This is a genomic window from Arthrobacter sp. TMS2-4 (assembly GCF_054511075.1).
This window is the reverse complement of sequence record NZ_JBTNDI010000001.1, coordinates 54,506-79,795: the sequence shown is the minus strand read 5'-3', so window position 1 is coordinate 79,795 and position 25,290 is coordinate 54,506. Positions and strand designations below refer to the sequence as shown.

Annotated in this window: 28 protein-coding genes; all 28 read right to left on the bottom strand. The window is 65.0% G+C overall.

Annotated features, from left to right (window positions below):
- Positions 1 to 2: 2 nt before the first annotated feature.
- Positions 3 to 566: an adenylate kinase gene (locus tag ACX80F_RS00420; protein ID WP_459334933.1), complete on the bottom strand. Its 564-nt coding sequence runs from the start codon at positions 564 to 566 to the stop codon at positions 3 to 5.
- A 5-nt stretch (positions 567 to 571) separates the two neighbouring features.
- Positions 572 to 1,882, bottom strand: coding sequence for a preprotein translocase subunit SecY (gene secY / locus ACX80F_RS00415; RefSeq protein ID WP_459334413.1), 1,311 nt, complete (start codon positions 1,880 to 1,882; stop codon positions 572 to 574).
- A 224-nt stretch (positions 1,883 to 2,106) separates the two neighbouring features.
- Positions 2,107 to 2,598, bottom strand: coding sequence for a 50S ribosomal protein L15 (gene rplO / locus ACX80F_RS00410; protein WP_459334412.1), 492 nt, complete (start codon positions 2,596 to 2,598; stop codon positions 2,107 to 2,109).
- The gene (gene rpmD / locus ACX80F_RS00405; protein WP_459334932.1) at positions 2,598 to 2,816 is read right to left on the bottom strand and encodes a 50S ribosomal protein L30; all 219 of its coding nucleotides are present in this window, start codon (positions 2,814 to 2,816) and stop codon (positions 2,598 to 2,600) included. The genes rplO and rpmD overlap by 1 nt, the downstream gene beginning before the upstream one ends.
- Positions 2,816 to 3,553 (bottom strand): 30S ribosomal protein S5, encoded by a 738-nt coding sequence (gene rpsE, locus ACX80F_RS00400; protein ID WP_459334411.1) that lies wholly within the window; start codon positions 3,551 to 3,553, stop codon positions 2,816 to 2,818. The genes rpmD and rpsE overlap by 1 nt, the downstream gene beginning before the upstream one ends.
- Entirely contained in the window at positions 3,550 to 3,933 is a 384-nt protein-coding gene (gene rplR / locus ACX80F_RS00395; RefSeq protein WP_459334410.1) for a 50S ribosomal protein L18, read from the bottom strand. Before rplR ends, rpsE begins: the two co-directional genes overlap by 4 nt.
- A gap of 2 nt (positions 3,934 to 3,935) precedes the next feature.
- Positions 3,936 to 4,472 carry a 50S ribosomal protein L6 gene (rplF, locus tag ACX80F_RS00390; protein ID WP_459334409.1) on the bottom strand — a complete coding sequence of 179 codons (537 nt, stop codon included), beginning with the start codon at positions 4,470 to 4,472 and terminating at the stop codon, positions 3,936 to 3,938.
- 18 nt (positions 4,473 to 4,490) lie between these two features.
- Positions 4,491 to 4,889 carry a 30S ribosomal protein S8 gene (gene rpsH / locus ACX80F_RS00385; RefSeq protein ID WP_043440638.1) on the bottom strand — a complete coding sequence of 133 codons (399 nt, stop codon included), beginning with the start codon at positions 4,887 to 4,889 and terminating at the stop codon, positions 4,491 to 4,493.
- A gap of 87 nt (positions 4,890 to 4,976) precedes the next feature.
- Complete coding sequence (gene rplE, locus ACX80F_RS00380; RefSeq protein ID WP_459334408.1) at positions 4,977 to 5,552, bottom strand: 50S ribosomal protein L5; 576 nt, start codon at positions 5,550 to 5,552, stop codon at positions 4,977 to 4,979.
- Positions 5,552 to 5,926: a 50S ribosomal protein L24 gene (rplX, locus tag ACX80F_RS00375; protein ID WP_104166375.1), complete on the bottom strand. Its 375-nt coding sequence runs from the start codon at positions 5,924 to 5,926 to the stop codon at positions 5,552 to 5,554. Before rplX ends, rplE begins: the two co-directional genes overlap by 1 nt.
- A 3-nt stretch (positions 5,927 to 5,929) precedes the next feature.
- The gene (gene rplN, locus ACX80F_RS00370) at positions 5,930 to 6,298 is read right to left on the bottom strand and encodes a 50S ribosomal protein L14 (protein ID WP_026549116.1); all 369 of its coding nucleotides are present in this window, start codon (positions 6,296 to 6,298) and stop codon (positions 5,930 to 5,932) included.
- 343 nt (positions 6,299 to 6,641) lie between these two features.
- Positions 6,642 to 6,953, bottom strand: coding sequence for a 30S ribosomal protein S17 (gene rpsQ, locus ACX80F_RS00365; protein WP_459277630.1), 312 nt, complete (start codon positions 6,951 to 6,953; stop codon positions 6,642 to 6,644).
- The gene (gene rpmC, locus ACX80F_RS00360) at positions 6,950 to 7,294 is read right to left on the bottom strand and encodes a 50S ribosomal protein L29 (protein ID WP_199278708.1); all 345 of its coding nucleotides are present in this window, start codon (positions 7,292 to 7,294) and stop codon (positions 6,950 to 6,952) included. The genes rpsQ and rpmC overlap by 4 nt, the downstream gene beginning before the upstream one ends.
- Positions 7,295 to 7,296: 2 nt before the next feature.
- Complete coding sequence (gene rplP / locus ACX80F_RS00355) at positions 7,297 to 7,713, bottom strand: 50S ribosomal protein L16 (protein WP_043440626.1); 417 nt, start codon at positions 7,711 to 7,713, stop codon at positions 7,297 to 7,299.
- A complete protein-coding gene (rpsC, locus tag ACX80F_RS00350) occupies positions 7,714 to 8,547 on the bottom strand; it encodes a 30S ribosomal protein S3 (protein ID WP_459334407.1) in 834 nt (277 codons plus the stop codon). It lies immediately after the preceding gene.
- Positions 8,548 to 8,913, bottom strand: coding sequence for a 50S ribosomal protein L22 (rplV, locus tag ACX80F_RS00345; RefSeq protein WP_459334406.1), 366 nt, complete (start codon positions 8,911 to 8,913; stop codon positions 8,548 to 8,550). It abuts the gene before it with no gap.
- Between the two features lie 30 nt (positions 8,914 to 8,943).
- Positions 8,944 to 9,225, bottom strand: a complete 282-nt coding sequence (rpsS, locus tag ACX80F_RS00340; protein WP_104050958.1) for a 30S ribosomal protein S19 — start codon at positions 9,223 to 9,225, stop codon at positions 8,944 to 8,946.
- 12 nt (positions 9,226 to 9,237) lie between these two features.
- Entirely contained in the window at positions 9,238 to 10,077 is an 840-nt protein-coding gene (gene rplB / locus ACX80F_RS00335; protein WP_459334405.1) for a 50S ribosomal protein L2, read from the bottom strand.
- Between the two features lie 31 nt (positions 10,078 to 10,108).
- Complete coding sequence (gene rplW / locus ACX80F_RS00330; protein WP_026531955.1) at positions 10,109 to 10,414, bottom strand: 50S ribosomal protein L23; 306 nt, start codon at positions 10,412 to 10,414, stop codon at positions 10,109 to 10,111.
- The gene (gene rplD, locus ACX80F_RS00325; protein ID WP_459334404.1) at positions 10,411 to 11,034 is read right to left on the bottom strand and encodes a 50S ribosomal protein L4; all 624 of its coding nucleotides are present in this window, start codon (positions 11,032 to 11,034) and stop codon (positions 10,411 to 10,413) included. Before rplD ends, rplW begins: the two co-directional genes overlap by 4 nt.
- Positions 11,035 to 11,038: 4 nt before the next feature.
- Positions 11,039 to 11,695 carry a 50S ribosomal protein L3 gene (rplC, locus tag ACX80F_RS00320; protein WP_104121369.1) on the bottom strand — a complete coding sequence of 219 codons (657 nt, stop codon included), beginning with the start codon at positions 11,693 to 11,695 and terminating at the stop codon, positions 11,039 to 11,041.
- Between the two features lie 16 nt (positions 11,696 to 11,711).
- Positions 11,712 to 12,020 carry a 30S ribosomal protein S10 gene (gene rpsJ / locus ACX80F_RS00315; RefSeq protein ID WP_026531952.1) on the bottom strand — a complete coding sequence of 103 codons (309 nt, stop codon included), beginning with the start codon at positions 12,018 to 12,020 and terminating at the stop codon, positions 11,712 to 11,714.
- A gap of 587 nt (positions 12,021 to 12,607) precedes the next feature.
- Positions 12,608 to 13,798 (bottom strand): elongation factor Tu, encoded by a 1,191-nt coding sequence (gene tuf, locus ACX80F_RS00310; protein ID WP_459334403.1) that lies wholly within the window; start codon positions 13,796 to 13,798, stop codon positions 12,608 to 12,610.
- Positions 13,799 to 14,002: 204 nt separating this feature from the next.
- A complete protein-coding gene (gene fusA / locus ACX80F_RS00305; RefSeq protein WP_459334402.1) occupies positions 14,003 to 16,117 on the bottom strand; it encodes an elongation factor G in 2,115 nt (704 codons plus the stop codon).
- Between the two features lie 87 nt (positions 16,118 to 16,204).
- Entirely contained in the window at positions 16,205 to 16,675 is a 471-nt protein-coding gene (rpsG, locus tag ACX80F_RS00300) for a 30S ribosomal protein S7 (protein ID WP_043440595.1), read from the bottom strand.
- A 1-nt stretch (position 16,676) separates the two neighbouring features.
- Positions 16,677 to 17,051, bottom strand: a complete 375-nt coding sequence (rpsL, locus tag ACX80F_RS00295; RefSeq protein WP_043440593.1) for a 30S ribosomal protein S12 — start codon at positions 17,049 to 17,051, stop codon at positions 16,677 to 16,679.
- 361 nt (positions 17,052 to 17,412) lie between these two features.
- Positions 17,413 to 21,306: a DNA-directed RNA polymerase subunit beta' gene (locus ACX80F_RS00290; RefSeq protein WP_459334401.1), complete on the bottom strand. Its 3,894-nt coding sequence runs from the start codon at positions 21,304 to 21,306 to the stop codon at positions 17,413 to 17,415.
- A 174-nt stretch (positions 21,307 to 21,480) separates the two neighbouring features.
- Entirely contained in the window at positions 21,481 to 24,990 is a 3,510-nt protein-coding gene (gene rpoB / locus ACX80F_RS00285) for a DNA-directed RNA polymerase subunit beta (protein WP_459334400.1), read from the bottom strand.
- Positions 24,991 to 25,290: the final 300 nt, after the last annotated feature.

Sequence of the window (25,290 nt, the reverse complement as noted above, 5' to 3'; positions counted from 1 at the left end):
TCCTAGCTTGCGACTTTGAGGGCTGTCATGACGCGCTCGGTGACCTCGTCGATGGTCCCGATGCCGTCCACCCGGGTGACGATGCCGCGCTCGTCGTATCGCGCCACGACCGCCGCGGTCTGGGTGTGGTACAGGCCGAGCCGGTGGCGGATGACCTGCTCGTTGTCGTCCGACCGGCCGTCCAGCTGTGCCCGGCCGAGCAGGCGCTTCACGAGTTCCTCGTCGTCGGCGGTGAGCTGGAGCACGACGTCGAGCGCCAGGTCGTGCTCGCGCAGGATGTCATCCAGCTCCGCGACCTGGGAGGCAGTGCGCGGGTAGCCGTCGAGGAGGAAGCCCTCCTGGACGTCGTCGGCGGCCAGCCGGTCACGCACCATGCTGTTCGTGACGGTGTCCGGGACGAAGTCGCCGGCGTCCATGAACTTCTTCGCCTCGACGCCGAGGGGCGTCTCGCGCCGCACGTTGTCGCGGAAGATGTCGCCCGTCGAGATGGCCACGACCCCGAGCCGCTCGGAGATCCGCGCGGCCTGGGTTCCCTTGCCGGAACCGGGGGGACCGATGATCAGCATTCTCGTCAACGCAACAACCCTTCGTAGTGACGCTGCTGGAGCTGAGCGTCGATCTGCTTCACCGTTTCGAGGCCCACGCCCACCATGATCAGGATCGAGGTGCCGCCGAACGGGAAGTTCTGGTTGGCGCCGATGGCCACGAGGGCGATCAGCGGGATCAGTGCCACGAGCCCGAGGTAGATGGCGCCCGGGAGCGTGATGCGCGAGAGCACGTACTGCAGGTACTCCGCCGTCGGACGTCCGGCCCGGATGCCGGGGATGAAGCCGCCGTACTTCTTCATGTTCTCGGACACCTCGTCCGGGTTGAACGTGATCGCCACGTAGAAGTAGGTGAAGAACACGATCAGCAGGAAGTACATCAGCATGTACAGCGGGTGGTCGCCGCTGGTCAGGTAGGTGGAGATCCAGTTGACCCACCCGGCCGGCGCGGTGCCGTCTTGGGGGGTGTTGAACTGCGCGATCAGGCTGGGCAGGTACAGCATCGAGGACGCGAAGATCACGGGGATGACGCCGGCCATGTTGACCTTGATCGGGATGTAGGTGCTGCTGCCGCCGAGGGTGCGGCGCCCGATCATGCGCTTGGCGTACTGGACGGGGATGCGGCGCTGCGACTGCTCCACGAAGATCACGAGAGCGACGACGACGACGCCCATCGCGAGGACGAAGGCGAAGACCATGGCGCCCTGGGTGCGGAAGATCTCGCCCAGCGAGCTGGGGAAGCCGGCGGCGATCGCGGTGAAGATGAGCAGCGACATGCCGTTGCCGACGCCGCGCTCGGTGATGAGCTCACCCATCCACATGATGAGGCCGGTTCCGGCGGTCAGCGTGATGATGAGCAGCAGGATGATGATGAGCGAGTCGTCCGGGATGATGGGGACCGGGCAGTTGCCGAGCAGCGCGCCGGACCGGGCCAGCGAGACGAGGGTGGTCGCGTTGAGGAGACCGAGCGCGATCGTCAGGTAACGCGTGTACTGGGTCAGCTGTGACTGCCCCTGCGCGCCTTCCTGGTGCAGTTCCTGGAAGCGGGGAATGACCACCCGGAGGAGCTGCGTGATGATGCTTGCGGTGATGTACGGCATGATGCCCAGGGCGAAGATCGAGACCTGGAGCAGCGCCCCACCGCTGAAGAGGTTGACGAACTGGTACAGACCTCCCTCGGTGTTACCGAGGGCGAGGCACTCCTGCACGTTGCCGTAGTCGACGCCCGGCGCGGGGATGAACGCCCCGAGGCGGAAGATGGTGATGATTCCCAGCGTGAACAACAGCTTGCGCCGCAAGTCTGGCGTCCGGAATGCCCGGCCAATAGCGCTTAGCAAGCGTCCTCCTGAAGGTCTGTTGGTCCTGGCGCGGACCGTACACAACAACCGAGTCTAACGGTTGGTCATGGGTGCGGGACTTCCCGCCGATGGTGGGTGGCGTAAGCCGAAAAAAGACTCCTGGTGGGCTGGGTCAGCCCTGCCCACCAGAAGTCTAGTTGCTTGATGCCGTGGATCACAGCCGACCCTCCGCCGGCAGAACCGGCGGAGGGTCGACGGACGACCTACAGTTCGGTGACGGTTCCGCCTGCTGCGACGATCTTCTCCGCAGCGGATGCGGAGAAGGCGTCGGCCGAGACGTTCACGGCAACGGTGATCTCGCCGGTCCCCAGCACCTTGACGGGCTGGTTCTTGCGGACGGCACCGTTGGCCACCAGGCTCTCCACCGTGACGTCGCCGCCGTCGGGGTAGAGCTCGGAGAGCTTGTCCAGGTTCACGACCTGGAACTCGACGCGGAACGGGTTCTTGAAGCCGCGCAGCTTGGGAAGGCGCATGTGCAGCGGCAGCTGGCCGCCGGCGAATCCTGCCTTCACCTGGTAGCGCGCTGCGGTGCCCTTGGTACCGCGGCCCGCGGTCTTGCCCTTCGAACCCTCACCACGGCCGACACGGGTCTTCGCCGTCTTGGCCCCGGGTGCGGGACGGAGGTGGTGCACCTTCAGAGCGTGCACGCGCTCTGCTTTTGCCTCGGCCGGAGCCGCGATGTTCTTGTCTGCCATTAGTTGGCCTCCTCAACCTTCAAGAGGTGCGGAACCGTGTTGACCATGCCGACGGTGACGGCATCGGCTTCACGGACCACGGTGTGGCCGATCCGCTTCAGACCGAGCGACCGCAGCGTGTCGCGCTGGTTCTGCTTGCCGCCGATGGCGGACTTGATCTGGGTGATCGAGAGCTTGGTGGAGCTCACGCGCACCTTCTTAGGAGTGATCGCGGTCATCACGCACCTGCCTTCTGGGCTGCGATTGCGCGCAGCATCTGGTGGGATGCGACCTCGTCGAGGGGCAGGCCGCGGCGTGCCGCGACTGCCTGGGGCTCTTCGAGGCGCTTCAGCGCGTCAACGGTCGCGTGAACGATGTTGATGGCGTTCGCGGAACCGAGCGACTTCGAGAGGACGTCGTGGATGCCGACGCACTCCAGGACCGCACGCACCGGACCGCCGGCGATGACGCCGGTACCCGGGGACGCGGGACGGAGCAGGACGACGCCTGCGGCTGCCTCGCCCTGCACCAGGTGCGGGACAGTGCCACCGATCCGCGGCACGCGGAACATCGTCTTCTTGGCTTCCTCGACGGCCTTCTGGATCGCCGAAGGGACTTCCTTCGCCTTTCCGTAGCCGACGCCGACCATGCCGTTGCCGTCGCCGACCACCACGAGGGCGGTGAAGCTGAAGCGTCGGCCGCCCTTGACGACCTTGGCGACACGGTTGATGGTGACGACGCGTTCGATGAACTTGTCCTTGTCGTCGTTGCGACCGCCGTCGCGGCCGCCGCGGCCGCCACGCTCGCCGCCGCGGGCGTTACCGCCACGCTCGCCGCCGCGGGCGTTGCCGCGCGCATTTCCACGGTTCGCGTCAGCCGACGCGGTCTCCGTTGCGCCGGCGGCCGGAGCTTCGGTCGCGGGCTGCTCTGTAGCCGTATTCAATGGGGCTTCCTTTGCCTTGTTCTCCTCGGTCACAGTGCCAGCCCACCTTCGCGTGCGCCGTCTGCGATTGCTGCAACGCGACCGTGGTACTTGTTGCCACCGCGGTCGAAGACGACTGCCTCGACGCCGACGGCCATGGCACGCTGTGCGACGAGTTCGCCGACGCGCTTCGCCTTGGCCGTCTTGTCACCGTCGAATGCACGGAGGTCCGCTTCGAGGGTGGAGGCCGAGGCTACGGTCATACCCTTGGTGTCGTCGACGACCTGCACGAAGACGTGGCGGGCCGAACGGTTGACGACCAGGCGGGGACGGACAGCCGTACCCGAGACGCGCTTGCGGACACGGAGGTGCCGGCGTCCGCGCGAGGCGGCCTTGCTCTTCGAGCTGCGCTTCTTGTTGATGCTCAGACCCATGGTTACTTACCAGCCTTTCCGACCTTGCGGCGGATGATCTCGCCTGCGTAGCGGATGCCCTTGCCCTTGTAGGGGTCGGGCTTGCGCAGCTTGCGGATGGTTGCAGCGACCTCGCCGACCTGCTGCTTGTTGATGCCTGCGACCGAGAGCTTGGTGGGGCTGTCGACGGTGAGCGTGATGCCCTCGGGAGCCTTGACGGCGACCGGGTGGCTGTAGCCCAGAGCGAACTCCAGGTCGCTGCCCTTGGCCTGGACACGGTAACCCGTGCCCACGATCTCGAGGTTCTTCTTGTAGCCCTCGGTGACTCCGACGATCATGTTGGAGACGAGGGTGCGGGTCAGGCCGTGCAGCGAACGCGACTCGCGCTCGTCGTTGGGGCGTACGACCGTGAGCGTGCCCTCGGAGAGGGAGACCTCGATGGGGCTGGGGACCGTGTGGGTCAGCTCGCCCTTCGGGCCCTTCACGACGACTTCCTGACCGGTGACCTTGACCTCGACACCAGCGGGAACGGTGATGGGGAGACGTCCAATACGTGACATGTTTCTTTCCCTTTCCCGTTACCAGACGTAGGCGAGGACTTCCCCACCTACACCCTTCTTGGATGCCTGGCGGTCCGTGAGCAGACCGGAGGACGTGGACAGGATGGCGATACCGAGGCCGCCAAGCACGTGGGGCAGGTTCGTGGACTTCGCGTACACGCGCAGGCCCGGCTTGGAGATACGGCGGATGCCGGCGATGGAGCGCTGGCGGTCCGGCCCGAACTTGAGGTCGATGGTCAGCTTCTTGCCAACCTCCGCTTCCTCTTCCTTCCAGCCGGCGATGTAGCCCTCGGCCTTCAGGATGTCCGCGACGCGGGCCTTCAGCTTGCTGTACGGCATGGACACGGAGTCGTGGTAGGCCGAGTTGGCGTTGCGCAGACGCGTGAGCATGTCTGCGACAGGATCTGTCATTGTCATGTGGGCTCTTGCCCTTCCTCGAAACGGTTTCCGGTCTCCGGTCGGCACACGGGGTGCCGGCTGGAGCGGACCTGCAACGTAGTTAGATTAATCTTCGGATTTGAACGGGAAGCCAAGCGCCTTGAGGAGCGCGCGGCCCTCGGCGTCGGTCTTGGCGGTGGTGACGACGGTGATGTCCATACCGCGGACACGGTCGATCCGGTCCTGGTCGATCTCGTGGAACATGGACTGCTCCGTGAGACCGAACGTGTAGTTGCCGTTGCCGTCGAACTGCTTGCCGTTGAGGCCGCGGAAGTCGCGGATACGGGGCAGGGCGAGGGAGACCAGGCGGTCCGTGAATTCCCACATGCGGTCGCCACGCAGGGTGGCGTGGGCGCCGATGGGCATGCCTTCGCGGAGCTTGAACTGCGCGATGGACTTGCGGGCCTTGGTGACCTGGGGCTTCTGGCCGGTGATCGCGGTGAGATCCTTGACGGCTCCGTCGATCAGCTTGGAGTCCTTGGCGGCGTCACCGACACCCATGTTGACGACGACCTTCACCAGGCGCGGGACCTGGTTGACGTTGGCGTAGTTGAACTGTTCCTGCAGGGTGCCCTTGATCTCGGACGCGTAGCGCGCCTTCAGGCGGGGAAGAACCCTTGCTTCTGTGGATTCGACAGTCATTACAGATCCTTCCCTGATGACTTGGCGACGCGGATGCGGACCACGCGCTCGCGGCCGTCGCGCTCGACGGTCTCGGTGCGGTATCCGACGCGGGTCGGCTTCTTGGTCTCGGGATCGACGACGGCCACGTTGCTGATGTGCACGGGTGCCTCGACGACTTCGATGCCACCGGTCGTGGTGCCGCGCTGCGACTGCCCGACCTTGGTGTGCTTGGTGATCCGGTTGATGCCTTCCACGAGGACGCGGTTGGACTCGGGGAACACCTTGAGGACCTTGCCCTGCTTGCCGCGGTCTCCGCCGCGCTCCTGCTTGCCCCCGGTGATGACCTGGACGAGGTCACCCTTCTTGATCTTGAGCTTTGTCTTCTGTGCCATGGACTACAGCACCTCCGGCGCCAGCGAGATGATCTTCATGAAACGCTTGTCGCGGAGCTCGCGACCGACAGGACCGAAGATACGGGTGCCGCGAGGGTCGCCGTCGTTCTTCAGGATCACTGCTGCGTTCTCATCGAACTTGATGTAGGACCCGTCCGCACGGCGGCGTTCCTTCTTGGTGCGGACGATGACCGCCTTGACGACGTCGCCCTTCTTGACGTTGCCGCCGGGGATGGCGTCCTTCACGGTGGCGACGATGACGTCGCCGATGCCTGCGTAGCGGCGCCCGGATCCACCGAGAACGCGGATGGTCAAGATTTCCTTGGCCCCCGTGTTGTCGGCGATCTTTAGCCGCGATTCCTGCTGAATCACTGATTACTCCTGTCGTCGCGCTGGTTCTCTCATCGAGCCTTGCGGAACGGATATGGGTGGGCCCCGTAATACTGGTACTCGTCACCTGCGCGCCGGGGGCGCGCCCCCATGCACGGCTTCAGCATGGTGGATCGTGGCGAACAAGATTATCGGGCTTTTGCCTATTTGCCCGGTGTGAAGGCAACCCCCGGGGAGAATCCCGTGAGGAGACCTTGTGAGGGCATGCGCCAGCCCACCAGACAGACAAGATTCTCATCGTATCGCGAAGAGGCCCCGGACACGAAATCGTGTCCGGGGCCTCCGAGGCGGGGCCGGCCGTGCCGGCCCCTGGATGCTGCGGGTGTTACTTGGCCTTCTCGATGATCTCCACCAGGCGCCACCGCTTGGTGGCGGACAGCGGGCGGGTCTCGCTGATCAGGACCATGTCGCCGATGCCGGCGCTGTTCTGCTCGTCGTGCGCCTTGACCTTGGAGCTGCGGCGAAGCACCTTGCCGTACAGGGCGTGCTTCACGCGGTCCTCGACCTCGACGACGATCGTCTTCTCCATCTTGTCCGAGACGACGTAGCCACGGCGTACCTTGCGGTAGCCGCGCGAGTTGGCGTCGTGGACGGCCTTCTCGGTTCCTACGGTCGTTTCGCTCTGCTGCTCACTCATTTGGCGTCCTCCTCAGAAGCCTCGGTGTCCGCGGAAGGTGCGTCCTTCGCGGAGGCCTTCTTGGCTTTCTTGGGCTTGTCCGCCTTCGCGGGCTTCGCTTCCTCGACGGGAGCGACGACCTCGGGACGAATGCCCAGTTCACGCTCACGCAGCACCGTGTAGATGCGTGCGATGTCGCGCTTGACCGAACGAAGGCGACCGTGGCTTTCGAGCTGGCCGGTGGCCGACTGGAAGCGGAGGTTGAACAGCTCCTCCTTGGCCTTGCGCAGTTCTTCCACCAGACGGTCCTTATCGAAGCCGTCCAGCTGGTCTGTTGCCAGTTCCTTTGAACCCAGAGCCATAACTATTCACCACCCTCACGACGCACGATGCGTGCCTTCAACGGCAGCTTGTGGATCGCGAGGCGCAGGGCTTCGCGGGCTACCTCTTCGGAAACGCCGGACAGTTCGAAGAGAACCCGTCCCGGCTTGACGTTGGCCACCCACCACTCGGGCGAACCCTTACCGGAACCCATGCGGGTTTCGGCGGGCTTCTTGGTCAACGGGCGGTCCGGATAGATGTTGATCCAGACCTTGCCGCCACGCTTGATGTGGCGGGTCATGGCGATACGAGCGGACTCGATCTGCCGGTTGGTGACGTATGCCGGGCTCAGAGCCTGGATACCCCACTCGCCGAAGCTGACCTCGGTGCCGCCCGTGGCAGCGCCCGAGCGACCCGGGTGGTGCTGCTTACGGAACCTGACTCGACGTGGGATAAGCATTTAGGCCTGTCCTCCTTCAGACGCAGCGGGAGCTGCGGCGGTCTCGGCGGGTGCTGACGCACCCTGGCCCTCGGAGCGCTCAGGCGCACGACGACGACGGTCGCCTCCGCGGTCGGCACCGGCGGGGCCGCGGCCCGGACGGTCTCCACCACGGCCACGGGAGGGAGCTGCCGCAGCCTGGGCCGCGAGTTCCTTCGCCGTGATGTCACCCTTGTAGATCCAGACCTTCACGCCGATGCGGCCGAAGGTGGTCTTCGCTTCGAAGAAGCCGTAATCGATGTTGGCGCGGAGCGTGTGCAGGGGAACGCGTCCCTCGCGGTAGAACTCCGAGCGGCTCATCTCGGCGCCGCCCAGACGACCGGAGCACTGGACACGGATGCCCTTGGCGCCGGCACGCTGTGCGGACTGCATGGCCTTCTTCATCGCGCGGCGGAACGCGACGCGGGAGGAGAGCTGTTCGGCGATGCCCTGGGCGACAAGCTGTGCCTCGATCTCGGGGTTCTTGACCTCGAGGATGTTCAGCTGGACCTGCTTGCCCGTGAGCTTCTCGAGCTCGCCGCGGATGCGGTCGGCCTCGGCGCCGCGGCGACCGATGACGATGCCCGGACGTGCCGTGTGGATGTCCACGCGGACACGATCGCGGGTGCGCTCGATCTCGACCTTGGCGATGCCGGCGCGGTCCATGCCGGTCGACATCAGCTGACGGATCTTGATGTCCTCGCGGACGAAGTCACGGTAACGCTGGCCCGGCTTGTTGCTGTCCGCGAACCAGTGTGACCGGTGGTCGGTGGTGATACCGAGGCGGAACCCGTGCGGGTTTACTTTCTGTCCCACTTAGCGGACCTCCACTTTCTCAGGGGTAGCGACGACAACCGTGATGTGGCTGGTCCGCTTGTTGATGCGGAACGCGCGGCCCTGGGCACGCGGGCGGAACCGCTTCATCGTGGGGCCTTCATCGACGAATGCTTCGCTGATGATGAGGTTGTCCTCGTCGAATGACAGACCGTCGCGGTCCGCGAGGACACGCGCGTTCGCCATTGCTGACTGAACCACCTTGAATACCGGCTCCGAAGCAACCTGTGGGGCAAACTTCAGAATGGCCAGAGCCTCGCTCGCCTGCTTCCCACGAACAAGGTTGACGACGCGCCGGGCCTTCATGGGCGTTACGCGGATATGACGCGCAATAGCCTTGGCTTCCATTGCTTTCCTTCTCTCGTCGAAGAGCAGCGCCTAGCGGCGCTTGCCCTTGCGGTCGTCCTTCACGTGTCCGCGGAAGGTCCGCGTCGGAGCGAATTCGCCGAGCTTGTGCCCGACCATCGACTCGGTGACGAACACCGGGATGTGCTTGCGCCCGTCGTGTACCGCGATCGTGTGCCCGAGCATGTCGGGGATGATCATGGAACGGCGGGACCATGTCTTGATGACGTTCTTCGTGCCCGTTTCGTTCTCGCGAGCGACCTTCACAAAAAGGTGCTGGTCGACGAAGGGGCCTTTCTTCAGGCTGCGTGGCATGTCTCCAGGCTCCTATCGCTTGTTCTTGCCGGAACGACGGCGACGCACGATGAGTGAGTCGCTCTCTTTGTTGGGGCGACGGGTACGGCCTTCGGCCTTGCCGTTGGGGTTGACCGGGTGGCGTCCACCGGAGGTCTTGCCCTCGCCACCACCGTGCGGGTGGTCGACCGGGTTCATGGCGACACCACGGACGGTCGGGCGGATGCCCTTCCAGCGGTTGCGGCCGGCCTTGCCCCAGTTGATGTTCGACTGCTCGGCGTTGCCGACCTCGCCGATCGTCGCGCGGCAGCGGACGTCGACGTTGCGGATCTCGCCGGAGGGCAGTCGCAGCTGGGCGAAGCGGCCTTCCTTGGCGACGAGCTGGACCGATGCACCCGCGGAGCGTGCCATCTTCGCGCCGCCGCCTGGGCGGAGCTCGACGGCGTGGATGACGGTACCCACGGGGACGTTGCGCAGCGGCAGGTTGTTGCCGGGCTTGATGTCAGCCCCGGCGCCGGCCTCGACGAAGTCGCCCTGCTTGAGCTTGTTCGGCGCGATGATGTAGCGCTTGGTGCCGTCGACGTAGTGCAGGAGGGCGATACGCGCGGTGCGGTTGGGATCGTATTCGATCTCGGCAACGCGGGCGTCGACGCCGTCCTTGTCGTGGCGGCGGAAGTCGATCAGTCGGTACTGACGCTTGTGTCCACCGCCCTTGTGGCGGGTCGTGATCTTACCGGTGTTGTTACGTCCACCCTTCTTGGGAAGGGGGCGCACCAACGACTTTTCCGGCGTCGACCGTGTGATTTCAGCGAAGTCGGCAACGCTCGAGCCACGACGGCCCGGGGTTGTCGGCTTGTATTTACGGATTCCCATAACTCAATTCCTCGTTAAAGTGGTCTCCGCTCTAGGAGAGCGGACCGCCGAAGATGTCGATCGAGCCCTCTTTGAGGGACACGATGGCACGCTTGGTGCCCTTGCGCTGGCCCCAGCCGAACTTGGTGCGCTTGCGCTTGCCAACCCGGTTGATGGTGTTGATCGAGTCGACCTTCACGGAGAAGATCTTCTCGACCGCCAGCTTGATTTCTTCCTTGTTCGAGCGTGGGTCGACCAGGAAGGTGTACTTGCCTTCGTCGATCAGTCCGTAGCTCTTCTCCGAGACGACGGGTGCAATGACGACGTCGCGCGGATCCTTTGCGATGGTGCCGCTCACTTGGCATCCTCCTCGGTGATGACATCAGCCGAGCCGACGAACTGGTCGTAGGCGGCCTTGGTGAAGATCACGTCGTCGGAGACCAGCACGTCGTACGTGTTGAGCTGGTCTACGTAGAGGACGTGTACCTCGGGCACGTTGCGCACCGAGAGTGCTGCGACGTCGTTGGCACGCTCGATGACGACGAGCAGGCGGGGCCGCTCGGAGATCGCGCGCAGGGTGTCGATCGCGCCCTTGGTGGACGGCTTGCCGCCGGCGACCAGGGATTCGAGGACGTGGATACGGCCGTTGCGTGCCCGGTCCGAGAGGGCTCCGCGCAGTGCGGCGGCCTTCATCTTCTTGGGGGTGCGCTGGCTGTAGTCGCGGGGCGTGGGCCCGTGGACGACGCCGCCGCCGGTCATGTGGGGGGCGCGGATCGAACCCTGGCGGGCACGACCGGTTCCCTTCTGCTTGAACGGCTTGCGGCCTGCGCCACTGACCTCGGCGCGGGTCTTGGTCTTGTGCGTGCCCTGGCGGGCGGCAGCAAGCTGGGCGACGACGACCTGGTGCAGCAACGGCACGTTGGTCTGCGCGTCGAAGATCTCCGCGGGGAGATCGACCTTTACAGTGTTGGCAGCCATGTGGCTATGCTCCCTTCACGGCGGTGCGTACGAGGACGACCTGGCCGCGGGCGCCGGGGACGGCACCCTTGATCAGCAGCAGCGACTTCTCGGCGTCGACAGCGTGAACCCGGAGGTTCAGCGTGGTCTGACGAACGGCACCCATGCGGCCTGCCATTTTCATTCCACGGAAGACGCGGCTGGGGGTGGATGCTCCACCGATGGAACCGGGCTTGCGGTGGTTCTTGTGTGCACCGTGCGAGGCGCCCACACCGTGGAACCCGTGGCGCTTCATGACGCCGGCAAAGCCCTTGCCCTTGGTGGTGCCGATGACGTCGACCGTCTGGCCGGCTTCGAACATCTCGACGGAGAGTTCCTGGCCGAGCGAGTAGGAGTCGGCGTCGGAGGTGCGCAGTTCGACGACGTGACGGCGCGGCGTGACGCCGGCCTTCTCGAAGTGCCCGGCGAGAGGCTTCGTGACCTTGCGGGGATCGATCTGGCCGAAGCCGATCTGCACGGCGGTGTAGCCGTCCTTGTCCTCGCTGAGGAGCTGCGTGATGACGTTCGAGTCCGCCTGGACGACGGTGACGGGGATGAGGATGTTGTTCTCGTCCCAGACCTGGGTCATGCCGAGCTTGATGCCCAGCAGGCCCTTAACCTGGCGCGTAAGTGAAGTAGACATGTGTATCCGCTCTCCCTTACAGCTTGATTTCGATGTTCACGTCCGCAGGCAGGTCGAGACGCATCAGCGAATCAACGGCCTTGGGCGTGGGATCAATGATGTCGATCAGACGCTTGTGAGTACGCATTTCAAAGTGCTCACGGCTGTCCTTGTACTTGTGCGGGGACCGGATGACAACGAATACGTTCTTCTCCGTGGGCAGGGGCACGGGGCCCACTACCGTTGCGCCTGCGCGCGTCACCGTCTCAACGATCTTCCGGGCTGAAACATCGATGACCTCGTGGTCATATGACTTCAGCCGGATGCGGATTTTTTGTCCCGCCATGGCGTCTCGACTCTCTCTCTACATAACTGCCTGGGCAGTTCCGGTACGTACGTACATTTCCTGCGTCCGTTGTGCGACGCCTCCCGAACAGGCTGAATCCGGATATTTCCGGGTTCCTCACCCTGCCGGGCTCCGACCCCCGCGCTCGGGCGTGTCGCGGACTCCGGACACACACGCTCCGCTGATCCCGGACGAGCCGGACGGGGTGGATCTTATTTGGGCCGTACGCGCCGGCGGATCCGATCCCCGCATCAGGCATTATCCTGACCGGGATGAGGTCTCTGACCGCGCGCGCAAGCGCTTGAACAACTTGTCCAGTGTGGCAGATCCCCTGCACGATTGCGAACCGGGCCGCCGGCCGGGCACGTGATGTGCACTACTCGACCGTCGCCCGGCGTGGACGACCGCCTGCGGGCGGCATGGTTCACCGGCAGTGAGGGGACTATCCTCCGCCTCCTTCAGATCCCCGCCCGATGATGGGGCACAGGACGGCCCGACACCGGCCACACCCAGGTGGCAGGACAGCAGAAGGGCCCCGCTGCTACTGCAGCGGGGCCCTTCTGACGATCGGTCAGGCAGTCGGTGGACTACTTGAGGATCTTGGTGACACGTCCCGAACCAACAGTGCGGCCGCCTTCGCGGATTGCGAAGCCGAGGCCGTCCTCCATGGCGATGGGCTGGATGAGCTCGACGGTCATCTCGGTGTTGTCGCCCGGCATGACCATCTCGGTGCCCTCGGGGAGGGTGATGACACCGGTGACGTCCGTGGTGCGGAAGTAGAACTGCGGGCGGTAGTTCGAGTAGAACGGGTTGTGACGCCCGCCCTCGTCCTTGGCCAGGATGTAGACGTTGGCCTCGAAGTCGGTGTGAGGGGTGATCGAACCCGGCTTCACGATGACCTGTCCACGCTCTACGTCTTCGCGCTTGATGCCGCGGAGCAGCAGACCACAGTTCTCGCCGGCCCAGGCCTCGTCGAGCTGCTTGTGGAACATCTCGATACCGGTGACCGTGGTCTTCTGGACCGGACGGATGCCGACGATCTCGACCTCGGAGTTGATGGCGAGGGTTCCGCGCTCGGCGCGGCCCGTGACGACGGTTCCACGACCGGTGATCGTGAAGACGTCCTCGACAGGCATGAGGAACGGCTTGTCCTTGTCGCGGACGGGGTCCGGGACGTTGTTGTCGACGGCTTCCATGAGGTCCTCGACGGACTTGACCCACTCGGGGTCGCCTTCGAGGGCCTTGAGGCCGGAGACGCGGACGACAGGAGCCTCGTCGCCGTCGAAGCCCTGCGAGCTGAGCAGCTCGCGAACTTCCATCTCGACGAGGTCGAGGAGCTCTTCGTCGTCGACCATGTCGGACTTGTTCAGCGCGACCAGCAGGTAGGGGACGCCGACCTGGCGGGCGAGCAGGACGTGCTCGCGGGTCTGGGCCATCGGACCATCGGTGGCGGCGACGACGAGGATAGCCCCGTCCATCTGGGCCGCACCGGTGATCATGTTCTTGATGTAGTCGGCGTGACCGGGGGCGTCTACGTGTGCGTAGTGGCGCTTCTCGGTCTGGTACTCGACGTGCGAGATGTTGATCGTGATGCCGCGCTGCTTCTCCTCGGGAGCCGAGTCGATCGACGCGAAGTCACGCTGCTCGTTGAGAGTGGGGTACTTGTCGTACAGCACCTTGGAAATGGCAGCCGTCAACGTGGTCTTTCCATGGTCAACGTGACCAATGGTGCCGATGTTAACGTGCGGCTTAGTCCGCTCGAACTTTGCCTTCGCCACGGGTTCCTCCTAGAACGTTTGAGAAGAATTGCTTCCCAGCCGCGCTTGTCGCGGCTGAAACTCATGCAAGTCTACTGGGGGCTTTTGGTTTTGATGAAATTGCTGTGCACCGCCGGACCAGCTGGTCCGGCGGCAGAGGGGGCGGGGCGGCCTGCCTTCTGCAGGCCGCCTCCGCTCCCCCGGGATCCCGTTGCCGGGAGGGGGCTACTCGCCGCGCGTCTTCTGGATGATCTCGTCGGCGACGGCCTTCGGGACCTCGGAGTAGCTGTCGAACTTCATGGAGTACACCGCGCGGCCCTGGGTCTTCGACCGGAGGTCACCGATGTAGCCGAACATGCCCGAGAGGGGCACGTGCGCCGTGATGACCTTGACGCCGCTGGCGTCCTCCATGGACTGCATCTGGCCGCGGCGGGAGTTGAGGTCGCCGATCACTTCACCCATGTATTCCTCAGGGGTGCGGACCTCCACCTCCATGAGCGGTTCGAGCAGCACGGGCTTCGCCATGCGGGCGGCTTCCTTGAAGGCCATCCGGCCGGCGATCTTGAACGCCATCTCCGAGGAGTCGACGTCGTGGTAGGCGCCGTCGAGCAGGGTCGCCTTGATGCCGACCACCGGGTAGCCGGCGAGCACGCCGTCGTTGAGCGCGTCCTGGATGCCGGCGTCGACACTCGGGATGTACTCGCGGGGCACGCGGCCGCCGGTGACCTTGTTGTCGAAGGCGTACAGGACGCCCTCCTCGACCTCCATCGGCTCGATCGCGATCTGGATCTTCGCGAACTGGCCGGAGCCACCCGTCTGCTTCTTGTGGGTGTAGTCGTGCTTGGCGACCTTGCTGCGGATGGTCTCGCGGTACGCGACCTGGGGCTTGCCCACGTTCGCTTCCACGCGGAACTCGCGGCGCATGCGGTCCACCAGGATGTCCAGGTGGAGCTCGCCCATGCCGGCGATGATGGTCTGTCCGGTGTCCTCGTTCAGGGAGACCTGGAACGTGGGGTCCTCGGCCGAGAGCTTCTGGATGGCCGTGGACAGCTTCTCCTGGTCGCCCTTCGTCTTGGGCTCGATGGCCACCGAGATCACGGGGGCCGGGAAGCTCATGGACTCGAGGACGATCTGGTTGGCCGAGTCGGAGAGGGTGTCACCGGTGGTGGTGTCCTTCAGGCCGATCGCCGCGTAGATGTGCCCTGCCGAAGCCTCTTCGACGGGGATCTCCTTGTTGGCGTGCATCTGGAACAGCTTCCCGACGCGCTCTTTCTTGCTCTTCGTCGAGTTCACCAGCTGCGTACCGGCCGTCACATGCCCGGAGTACACGCGGATGAACGTCAGCTGGCCGAAGAACGGGTGCGTGGCCACCTTGAACGCGAGGGCCGAGAACGGCTCCTCGGTGCTCGGCTTGCGCGTCAGCTCGACCTCTTCGTTCCGGGGATCGTGACCGATCATCGGGGGCACGTCGAGGGGCGAGGGGAGGTAGTCGATGACGGCGTCGAGCATCGGCTGCACACCGCGGTTCTTGAACGCGGAGCCGCAGAGGATGGGGTAGAGCTCGGAGTTGATCGTCATCTTGCGGATGCCGGCCTTGAGTTCCTCGATGGAGATTTCTTCGCCTTCGAGGTACTTGTTCATGAGCTCGTCGGAGGATTCGGCGACGGTCTCGACGAGGGTCGCGCGGTATTCCTCGGCCTTCTCCTTGAGGTCGGCCGGGATCTCCTGGATCTCGTACTTCGCTCCCATGGTGACGTCACCCTTGGAGTCGCCGGGCCACACGAGGGCACGCATGTAGAGGAGGTCGACGACGCCGATGAAGTCGTTCTCGGCACCGATCGGGAGCTGCAGCACGAGGGGCTTGGCGCCCAGGCGGCTGATGATGGTGTCGACCGTGAAGTAGAAGTCGGCACCGAGCTTGTCCATCTTGTTGACGAAGCAGATCCGGGGCACTTCGTACTTGTCGGCCTGGCGCCAGACGGTCTCCGACTGGGGCTCGACGCCCTCCTTGCCGTCGAACACGGCGACGGCGCCGTCGAGGACGCGCAGGGAGCGCTCCACCTCGACGGTGAAGTCGACGTGCCCGGGGGTGTCGATGATGTTGATCTGGTTGTTCTCCCAGAAGCAGGTGACCGCGGCGGACGTGATGGTGATGCCGCGCTCCTTCTCCTGTTCCATCCAGTCGGTGGTGGAGGCGCCGTCGTGCGTCTCACCGATCTTGTGGTTGACACCCGTGTAGAACAGGATGCGCTCGGTAGTAGTGGTCTTGCCGGCGTCGATGTGGGCCATGATGCCGATGTTGCGGACCTTGTTGAGGTCGGTAAGCACGTCCTGTGCCACGGTGTCTCCCTTAATACGAAAATGGAGTTCTGCTGGGCCGCGGGCCGGACCGCCCCCGAGGGGGCGTTGGTCCGGCCCGTGGAACTGTTACCAGCGGTAGTGTGCGAAGGCCTTGTTCGACTCGGCCATCTTGTGCGTGTCCTCGCGGCGCTTGACTGCTGCTCCGAGACCGTTGGACGCGTCCAGGATCTCGTTCTGCAGGCGCTCGGTCATGGTCTTCTCGCGGCGGGCCTTGGAGTAGCCCACGAGCCAGCGGAGGGCCAGGGCGGTCGAACGACCGGGCTTGACCTCGACGGGGACCTGGTAGGTGGCGCCACCGACACGGCGTGAGCGGACCTCGAGGGTCGGCTTGACGTTGTCCATGGCCTTCTTCAGCGCCGCGACGGGGTCGCCGCCGGACTTGGCACGCGCACCCTCGAGTGCGCCGTACACGATGCGCTCTGCGGTGGACTTCTTGCCGTCGACGAGCACCTTGTTGATCAGCTGCGTGACCAGGGGTGAACCGTAGACGGGATCTACAACGAGCGGCCGCTTCGGGGCCGGGCCCTTACGAGGCATATTACTTCTTCTCCATCTTCGCGCCGTAGCGGCTGCGAGCCTGCTTGCGGTTCTTCACGCCCTGGGTGTCCAGTGCGCCGCGGACGATCTTGTAGCGGACACCCGGAAGGTCCTTCACACGACCGCCGCGCACGAGCACGATGGAGTGTTCCTGAAGGTTGTGACCGACTCCGGGGATGTAGGCGGTGACTTCGATGCCGCCGTTGAGGCGCACGCGGGCCACCTTGCGGAGAGCCGAGTTCGGCTTCTTCGGGGTGGTGGTGTAGACGCGGGTGCAGACGCCGCGCTTCATGGGGCTGCCCTTCAGTGCGGGCGCCTTGGTCTTGGAGACCTTAGGTGTCCGGCCCTTGCGGACCAGCTGGTTGATCGTAGGCACTTTCGTGTTCTCCGTAATGTCTAAGATGAGATCTGTGTCGCCCTACCCAGCGGTCACGGCGGCCCGTCAGGGCCGTACCGTCCAGAGGTCGGGTTGATCGGTCGTTTGGCGCACCACCGACGGATTTGCTGCCGCAGAACGACTGTAGGCGTGCGAAAATGTGGCATTCGCTGTACAACTTACGTACAACACGGAGATACGTTTCTCAACGCCGATCCACTGCCACACAAACAATTGGTCCCTACTCTACCAGAGATGGCACCTTGCCCCAGACGGGCGACGCTCGCCCGCATGGTAGGGGAATGCGGGAAGGCCCCGGACCGCAGGGTCCGGGGCCTTCCTCATGGGTTGTGCGGTCTCCCTACCGGAAGTCGCTGTTGCCCATGTCGTAGTCGTCCAGCGGGATCGCGTGGAACTCGGGGCTCAGGCCGCCCTCGACACCGGCGTAGTCGAAGTCGCTGAATGCGCTCGGACCGGTGAACAGGTTTGCCTTCGCCTCCTCGGTGGGCTCGACCGTGACCTTCGTGTAGCGGTCCAGGCCGGTGCCGGCCGGGATGAGCTTACCGATGATGACGTTCTCCTTGAGGCCGAGCAGCGGGTCGCTCTTGCCCTCCATGGCGGCCTGCGTGAGGACACGCGTGGTCTCCTGGAACGACGCGGCCGACAGCCACGACTCGGTGGCGAGCGACGCCTTGGTGATACCCATGAGCTCGGGTCGGCCGGACGCCGGCTTCTTGCCCTCGGACACCACGCGGCGGTTCTCGTCCTCGAAGCGGCGACGCTCGGCCAGCTCACCGGGGAGCAGGTCCGACTCGCCGGACTCGATCACGGTGACGCGGCGCAGCATCTGGCGGACGATGACTTCCACGTGCTTGTCGTGGATGCCGACACCCTGGCTGCGGTACACGCGCTGGACCTCGTCCACCAGGAATTCCTGGGCCTTGCGGGGGCCGAGGATCCTGAGGATCTGCTTCGGGTCGACCGCGCCGAAGACGAGCTGCTGCCCGACCTCGACGTGCTCGCCGTCGGACACCAGGAGGCGTGCACGGCGCAGGACCGGGTACGCGATCTCCTCGGAGCCGTCGTCGGGAGTGACCACCAGGCGAAGCTGCTTCTCGGCATCCTCGATGGTGACGCGCCCTGCGACCTCGGAGATCGGGGCGACACCCTTGGGGGTACGCGCCTCGAAGAGCTCCTGGATACGGGGCAGACCCTGGGTGATGTCCTCCGCCGACGCGACACCGCCGGTGTGGAAGGTACGCATCGTCAGCTGGGTGCCGGGCTCACCGATCGACTGCGCGGCGATGATACCGACGGCCTCTCCGATGTCCACGGTCTTGCCGGTCGCGAGCGAACGGCCGTAGCAGAGGGCACAGGTGCCGACGCTGGACTCACACGTGAGGACGGAGCGGACCTTGATGTCGGAGATGCCGGCCTCGAACAGTTCGCCGATGAGCACGTCGCCGACGTCGGAGCCCGCGGCAGCGAGCACCTTGCCCTTGGTGTCGAGGACGTCGGTGGCCAGCGTACGTGCGTACGCCGAGTTCTCGACCTCCTCGTGCAGCACCAGTTCGCCGTCGGCGTTCGGGACGGCGATGGTGACCTTGAGCCCGCGCTCGGTGCCGCAATCGTCCTCGCGGACGATGACGTCCTGCGACACGTCGACGAGTCGACGCGTCAGGTACCCCGAGTTGGCGGTACGCAGCGCGGTATCGGCGAGGCCCTTACGGGCACCGTGCGTGGCGATGAAGTACTCCAGGACCGACAGGCCCTCGCGGTACGAGGACTTGATCGGACGCGGGATGATCTCGCCCTTGGGGTTGGCCACCAGGCCACGGATCCCGGCGATCTGGCGGACCTGCAGCCAGTTGCCTCGTGCACCGGAGGACACCATGCGGTTGATGGTGTTGTCCTTCGGCATCGCGGCGCGCATGGATGCGGCGACCTCATTGGTGGCCTTGTTCCAGATGTCGATGAGCTCCTGGCGGCGCTCCTCGTCGGCGATGAGGCCCTTGTCGAACTGGGACTGGACCTTGGCGGCCTGCGTCTCGTAGCCCTCCATGATGCCGGCCTTGTTGATCGGCGCGGAGATGTCCGAGATCGCGACGGTGACGCCCGAGCGGGTGGCCCAGTAGAAACCGGCGTCCTTCAGGTTGTCCAGCGTCGCCGCGGTGACCACCTTCGGGTAGCGCTCGGCGAGGTCGTTGACGATCGTCGAGAGCTGGCCCTTGTCGGCGACCTTCTCCACCCAGGGGTAGTCCAGGGGAAGCGTCTCGTTGAACAGGACCTGTCCGAGGGACGTCTCGATCAGCGCAGGCGTCCCCGGCTCCCAGCCCTCGGGAGCGGCGATGTCGGCGCTGGGCACGAAGTTGTCGACGCGGATCCGGACCACCGAGTTGAGGTGGAGCGAGCCCATGTCGAACGCCATGACGGCCTCGGCCATGCTCGTGAAGACGCGGCCTTCGCCGGCGCTTCCCTCACGCTTGGTGGTGAGGTGGTGCAGACCGATGATCATGTCCTGCGAGGGCAGGGTGACCGGGCGGCCGTCGGACGGCTTCAGGATGTTGTTCGAGGAGAGCATCAGGATGCGCGCCTCGGCCTGGGCCTCGGGGCTCAGCGGCAGGTGGACTGCCATCTGGTCGCCGTCGAAGTCCGCGTTGAACGCACCGCAGACAAGCGGGTGGAGCTGGAGCGCCTTGCCTTCGACGAGCTGCGGCTCGAACGCCTGGATGCCGAGACGGTGCAGGGTGGGTGCACGGTTCAGCAGCACCGGGTGCTCGGTGATGATCTCTTCGAGGACGTCCCACACCTGGGGGCGGTACCGCTCGACCATGCGCTTGGCGCTCTTGATGTTCTGCGCGTGGTTGAGGTCCACCAGGCGCTTCATCACGAACGGCTTGAAGAGTTCCAGGGCCATCTGCTTGGGCAGACCACACTGGTGCAGCTTCAGCTGCGGGCCGACGACGATGACCGAACGACCCGAGTAGTCGACGCGCTTGCCGAGGAGGTTCTGGCGGAAACGACCCTGCTTGCCCTTGAGCATGTCCGAGAGGGACTTCAGGGGACGGTTGCCCGGTCCGGTGACGGGACGGCCGCGACGGCCGTTGTCGAACAGCGAGTCGACAGCTTCCTGGAGCATGCGCTTCTCGTTGTTCACGATGATCTCGGGAGCCCCGAGGTCGAGCAGGCGCTTCAGGCGGTTGTTGCGGTTGATGACGCGGCGGTACAGGTCGTTGAGGTCGGACGTCGCGAAACGGCCGCCGTCGAGCTGGACCATCGGGCGCAGTTCCGGCGGGATCACCGGGACGGCGTCGAGGACCATGCCCAGCGGGCTGTTCGTCGTCGTCAGGAACGCGTTGACCACCTTGAGGCGCTTCAGGGCACGCGTCTTGCGCTGGCCCTTGCCATTCTGGATGATGTCGCGGAGCATCTCGGCCTCGGCCGGCATGTCGAAGTTCTCGAGGCGCTTCTTGATCGCCTCGGCGCCCATCGAGCCCTCGAAGTACAGGCCGTAGCGGTCGCGCAGCTCGCGGTAAAGGCCTTCATCACCCTCGAGGTCGGCGACCTTCAGGGTCTTGAAGCGCTCCCACACCTGGACCAGGCGCTCGATGTCGGCGTCGGCGCGCTTGCGGACGTTGGCCATCTGGCGGTCGGCCGAGTCGCGGGCCTTCTTCTTGTCGGCAGCCTTGGCGCCCTCGCCTTCGAGGCGGGCGAGCTCGTCCTCGAGGTCCTTGGCGATCGCGGCGATGTCCGCGTCACGCTGGTCCGTCATCTGCTTCTTCTCGAGGTCGTGCTCGGCCTGGAGGTTCGGCAGTTCGGCGTGGCGGTTCTCCTCGTCGACCGAGGTGATCATGTAGGCGGCGAAGTAGATGACCTTCTCGAGGTCCTTCGGGGCCAGGTCGAGGAGGTAGCCGAGACGCGAGGGCACGCCCTTGAAGTACCAGATGTGCGTGACGGGAGCGGCGAGCTCGATGTGCCCCATGCGCTCACGGCGCACCTTGGCACGCGTCACCTCGACGCCGCAGCGCTCACAGATGATGCCCTTGAAGCGCACGCGCTTGTACTTGCCGCAGTAGCACTCCCAGTCACGGGAAGGGCCGAAGATCTTCTCGCAGAAGAGACCGTCCTTCTCGGGCTTGAGCGTGCGGTAGTTGATGGTTTCCGGCTTCTTGACCTCGCCGTAGGACCAGCCGCGGATTTCGTCCGCGGTGGCAAGTCCGATTCGCATGAGGCCGAAGGAGGATTCGCTGGACATAGGGTCCCTGTTCTCTCTTTGTTCTCTAAATTCTTGAAGTCTTATGGGGTGCGGCGAAAAGCCAGGTGGACGCCGTACCGGTGTTCGAGGAAGGGGCCTTTAATATTTCAAGGCCGCCCGCGGCCGCAGAAATTTCGTTGGCCCCGTTCGAACGCCGGTACGGCGTCGTGCAACCTAGACTTCCTCGACAGAGCTCGGCTCGGCCCGTGAGAGGTCGATGCCCAGTTCCTCCGCGGCCCGGAAGACTTCTTCATCCGAGTCACGCATCTCGATCGTCGTGCCGTCGGTGGAGAGGACTTCCACGTTCAGGCAGAGCGACTGCATTTCCTTGATCAGGACCTTGAAGGACTCGGGGACACCCGGCTCGGGGATGTTCTCGCCCTTTACGATGGCCTCGTAGACCTTGACGCGTCCGTGGATGTCGTCCGACTTGATGGTCAGGAGTTCCTGCAGCGTGTACGCCGCGCCGTAGGCCTCGAGGGCCCAGACTTCCATCTCACCGAAGCGCTGGCCGCCGAACTGCGCCTTACCACCCAGCGGCTGCTGCGTGATCATCGAGTACGGGCCCGTGGAACGCGCATGGATCTTGTCGTCCACCAGGTGGTGGAGCTTCAGGATGTACATGTAGCCGACCGAGATGGGGTCCGGGAACGGCTCGCCGGAGCGGCCGTCGAACAGTCGCGCCTTGCCGGACTCCCCGATGAGGCGCTCTCCGTCGCGGGTGACGTTCGTGGAGCCGAGCAGGCCCACGATCTCGTCCTCGGTGGCGCCGTCGAACACGGGGGTGGCGACGGTGGTCGAGGAGATCTCCCGGGGAAGGTTCGGGAGGTTCTTCAGCCACTCGGGCTCGCCCTCGATCTTCCAGCCCTGCTTGGCTGCCCACCCGAGGTGGATCTCGAGGACCTGTCCCACGTTCATGCGGCCCGGGACACCCAGCGGGTTCAGGACGATGTCGACGGGCGTGCCGTCCTCCAGGAACGGCATGTCCTCGATCGGCAGGATCTTGGAGATGACGCCCTTGTTGCCGTGGCGGCCTGCGAGCTTGTCGCCGTCGGTGATCTTGCGCTTCTGCGCCACGTACACGCGGACCAACTGGTTGACGCCCGGGGGCAGCTCGTCGTCGTTGTCGCGGTCGAAGATGCGTACACCGATGACCGTGCCGGACTCGCCGTGGGGAACCTTCAGCGAGGTGTCGCGCACCTCGCGGCTCTTCTCACCGAAGATTGCGCGCAGCAGGCGCTCTTCGGGGGTCAGTTCCGTCTCACCCTTGGGGGTGACACGGCCCACGAGGATGTCTCCGGCCTCGACCTCGGCACCGATGTGGATGATGCCGCGCTCGTCGAGGGCTCCGAGGACCTCCTCGGAGACGTTCGGGATGTCACGCGTGATCTCCTCGGCACCGAGCTTGGTGTCGCGGGCATCGACTTCGTGCTCTTCGATGTGGATGGACGTCAGGACGTCGTCGGAGACGATGCGCTGCGAGAGGATGATCGCGTCCTCGAAGTTGTGACCCTCCCAGGACATGAACGCGACGAGCATGTTCTTGCCGAGCGCGAGCTCGCCCTGGTCCGTGGAGGGACCGTCGGCGATGATCGTGTTGTACTCGACGCGGTCACCCTCGGCGACCAGGACGCGCTGGTTGTACGCGTTGCCCTGGTTGGAGCGGGCGAACTTCATGATCGGGTAGTTCGTCTCCGTGCCGTCGTCGTTGAGGATGCTGACCAGGTCGGCCGACACCTCCTTGACGACGCCCGCCTTCGTCGCGGTGACGGCGTCACCGGCGTCGACGGCGGCGTTCTTCTCCATGCCGGTGCCCACGAGGGGACGCTCGGAACGGAGCAGGGGCACGGCCTGGCGCTGCATGTTCGCACCCATGAGGGCGCGGTTCGCGTCGTCGTGCTCCAGGAACGGGATCATCGCGGTCGCGACGGACACCATCTGGCGCGGGGAGACGTCCATGTACTCGACCTCGCCGGGCTCGACGAGCACGGGCTCGCCGGAACCACCGCGGGTCCGGACGAGGACCATGTCCTCGACGAACGTGTTGTCCGCGGCGAGGGGGGCGTTCGCCTGGGCGATGAGGCGCTCCACCTCGTCGTCCGCGGTCAGGTAGTCGATCTGCTCGGTGACGATGCCGTCGACGACCTTGCGGTACGGGGTCTCGATGAAGCCGAACGCGTTGATCCGGCCGTACGAGGCGAGCGAACCGATGAGGCCGATGTTCGGGCCTTCAGGGGTTTCGATCGGGCACATGCGTCCGTAGTGCGAGGGGTGGACGTCACGGACTTCCATACCTGCACGGTCACGGGACAGACCACCGGGGCCCAGCGCGGACAGGCGACGCTTGTGCGTCAGGCCGGCGAGGGGGTTGTTCTGGTCCATGAACTGCGACAGCTGGGAGGTTCCGAAGAACTCCTTGATCGCAGCGACCACGGGACGGATGTTGATCAGGGTCTGCGGCGTGATCGCCTCGACGTCCTGCGTGGTCATCCGCTCGCGGACGACGCGCTCCATACGGGAAAGGCCGGTGCGGACCTGGTTCTCGATGAGCTCGCCCACCGCACGGATGCGACGGTTGCCGAAGTGGTCGATGTCGTCGACCTCGACGCGGAGTTCGACCTCCCCGCCGTCGCGCTTGCCGCCCAGCGTCTTCTCGCCGGCGTGCAGCGCGACCAGGAACTTGATCATCGCGACGATGTCGTCGATGTTCAGCACCGACGCGTCGGAATCCGTGAGGTCCTTGTCGATCCCGAGCTTCCGGTTGATCTTGTACCGGCCGACCTTCGCGAGGTCGTAGCGCTTGGGGTTGAAGTACAGGTTGTCCAGGAGGGTCTGGGCAGCCTCGACCGTGGGGGGCTCTCCCGGGCGCAGCTTGCGGTAGATGTCCAGGAGGGCGTCCTCGCGGGTCTCCGTGGCGTCCTTCTCCATGGTGGCGCGGATGGAGTCGTACTGGCCGAACTCCTCGAGGATCTGGCCCTCGGTCCAGCCGAGCGCCTTGAGGAGCACGGTGACGGACTGCTTGCGCTTGCGGTCGAGGCGCACGCCGACCTGGTCGCGCTTGTCGATCTCGAGCTCGAACCAGGCACCGCGCGACGGGATGATCTTCGCGCTGAAGATGTCCTTGTCGCTGGTCTTGTCGGCGGTGCGCTCGAAGTAGGCACCCGGCGAACGGACGAGCTGCGACACGACGACACGCTCGGTGCCGTTGATGACGAAGGTGCCCTTGTCGGTCATGAGGGGGAAGTCGCCCATGAACACGGTCTGCTGCTTGATCTCGCCCGTGTTGTTGTTCATGAACTCGGCCTTGACGTACAGCGGGGCGGAGTAGGTCGCGTCGCGATCCTTGCACTCGGCCATCGTGTACTTGGGGTCGGCGAACTCGGGCTCGGAGAAGCTCAGGGACATGGTGCCCTGGAAATCCTCGATCGGGGAGATCTCCTCGAAGATGTCCGCGAGGCCGGAGGTGGTGGCGAAGCCCTGCAGGCCCTTCTCCAGCGCTTCCTCTACGCGGGCCCTCCAGCGCTCGTTGCCGACGAGCCAGTCGAAACTGTCCGTCTGGAGCGCGAGGAGATTGGGAACGTCAAGCGGTTCGTGAATCTTTGCGAATGAGAGCCGGGGTGCGGCGCCGTCGGCGTCGACCTGGCTGGTAGCGGTTGCATTATTAGAGGTGCTCGGGGCGACCAAGAGGGATCCTTCCACAGACCGTAAGGCTTGTCAGCGCTTTCGCCTCTGCACCGCCACCGCAGGATGCTGCGGGGATCTCAGTGCTCACCCGAGTCTGCTTCCATCCGTCCCAACCGTGCGGCCAGGTTAAACGACGAGAGCAGAGCAAAGCCCACCGCTATATGAAGGCTGAGGTTAGAGGGAAGACGCAAAGACCTACACTACGGCAAGGGCAGGAGAAAGTCCAATAGCCCCTCTCCCCCTTCTCCGTCAAGCCCGCCGCGCCCGTCCCGGGGGGACGGCGGACGGGCGGCGTCCGGC

Coding starts and splice junctions, on each gene's coding strand:
- rpmD (WP_459334932.1), bottom strand. CDS start 2,816: ATGACCGCGATCACTCCTAAGAAGGTGCGCGTGAGCTCCACCAAGCTC.
- rpsJ (WP_026531952.1), bottom strand. CDS start 12,020: ATGGCGGGACAAAAAATCCGCATCCGGCTGAAGTCATATGACCACGAG.
- rplX (WP_104166375.1), bottom strand. CDS start 5,926: ATGGCACAGAAGACAAAGCTCAAGATCAAGAAGGGTGACCTCGTCCAG.
- rplE (WP_459334408.1), bottom strand. CDS start 5,552: ATGACTGTCGAATCCACAGAAGCAAGGGTTCTTCCCCGCCTGAAGGCG.
- rplB (WP_459334405.1), bottom strand. CDS start 10,077: ATGGGAATCCGTAAATACAAGCCGACAACCCCGGGCCGTCGTGGCTCG.
- rpsG (WP_043440595.1), bottom strand. CDS start 16,675: ATGCCTCGTAAGGGCCCGGCCCCGAAGCGGCCGCTCGTTGTAGATCCC.
- rplD (WP_459334404.1), bottom strand. CDS start 11,034: ATGGCTGCCAACACTGTAAAGGTCGATCTCCCCGCGGAGATCTTCGAC.
- rpsQ (WP_459277630.1), bottom strand. CDS start 6,953: ATGAGTGAGCAGCAGAGCGAAACGACCGTAGGAACCGAGAAGGCCGTC.
- rpmC (WP_199278708.1), bottom strand. CDS start 7,294: ATGGCTCTGGGTTCAAAGGAACTGGCAACAGACCAGCTGGACGGCTTC.
- rplP (WP_043440626.1), bottom strand. CDS start 7,713: ATGCTTATCCCACGTCGAGTCAGGTTCCGTAAGCAGCACCACCCGGGT.
- rplF (WP_459334409.1), bottom strand. CDS start 4,472: ATGTCACGTATTGGACGTCTCCCCATCACCGTTCCCGCTGGTGTCGAG.
- ACX80F_RS00420 (WP_459334933.1), bottom strand. CDS start 566: ATGCTGATCATCGGTCCCCCCGGTTCCGGCAAGGGAACCCAGGCCGCG.
- ACX80F_RS00290 (WP_459334401.1), bottom strand. CDS start 21,306: ATGTCCAGCGAATCCTCCTTCGGCCTCATGCGAATCGGACTTGCCACC.
- rplR (WP_459334410.1), bottom strand. CDS start 3,933: ATGGGTCTGAGCATCAACAAGAAGCGCAGCTCGAAGAGCAAGGCCGCC.
- rpsH (WP_043440638.1), bottom strand. CDS start 4,889: ATGACAATGACAGATCCTGTCGCAGACATGCTCACGCGTCTGCGCAAC.
- rplO (WP_459334412.1), bottom strand. CDS start 2,598: ATGGCAGACAAGAACATCGCGGCTCCGGCCGAGGCAAAAGCAGAGCGC.
- rpsS (WP_104050958.1), bottom strand. CDS start 9,225: ATGCCACGCAGCCTGAAGAAAGGCCCCTTCGTCGACCAGCACCTTTTT.
- rplV (WP_459334406.1), bottom strand. CDS start 8,913: ATGGAAGCCAAGGCTATTGCGCGTCATATCCGCGTAACGCCCATGAAG.
- rplC (WP_104121369.1), bottom strand. CDS start 11,695: ATGTCTACTTCACTTACGCGCCAGGTTAAGGGCCTGCTGGGCATCAAG.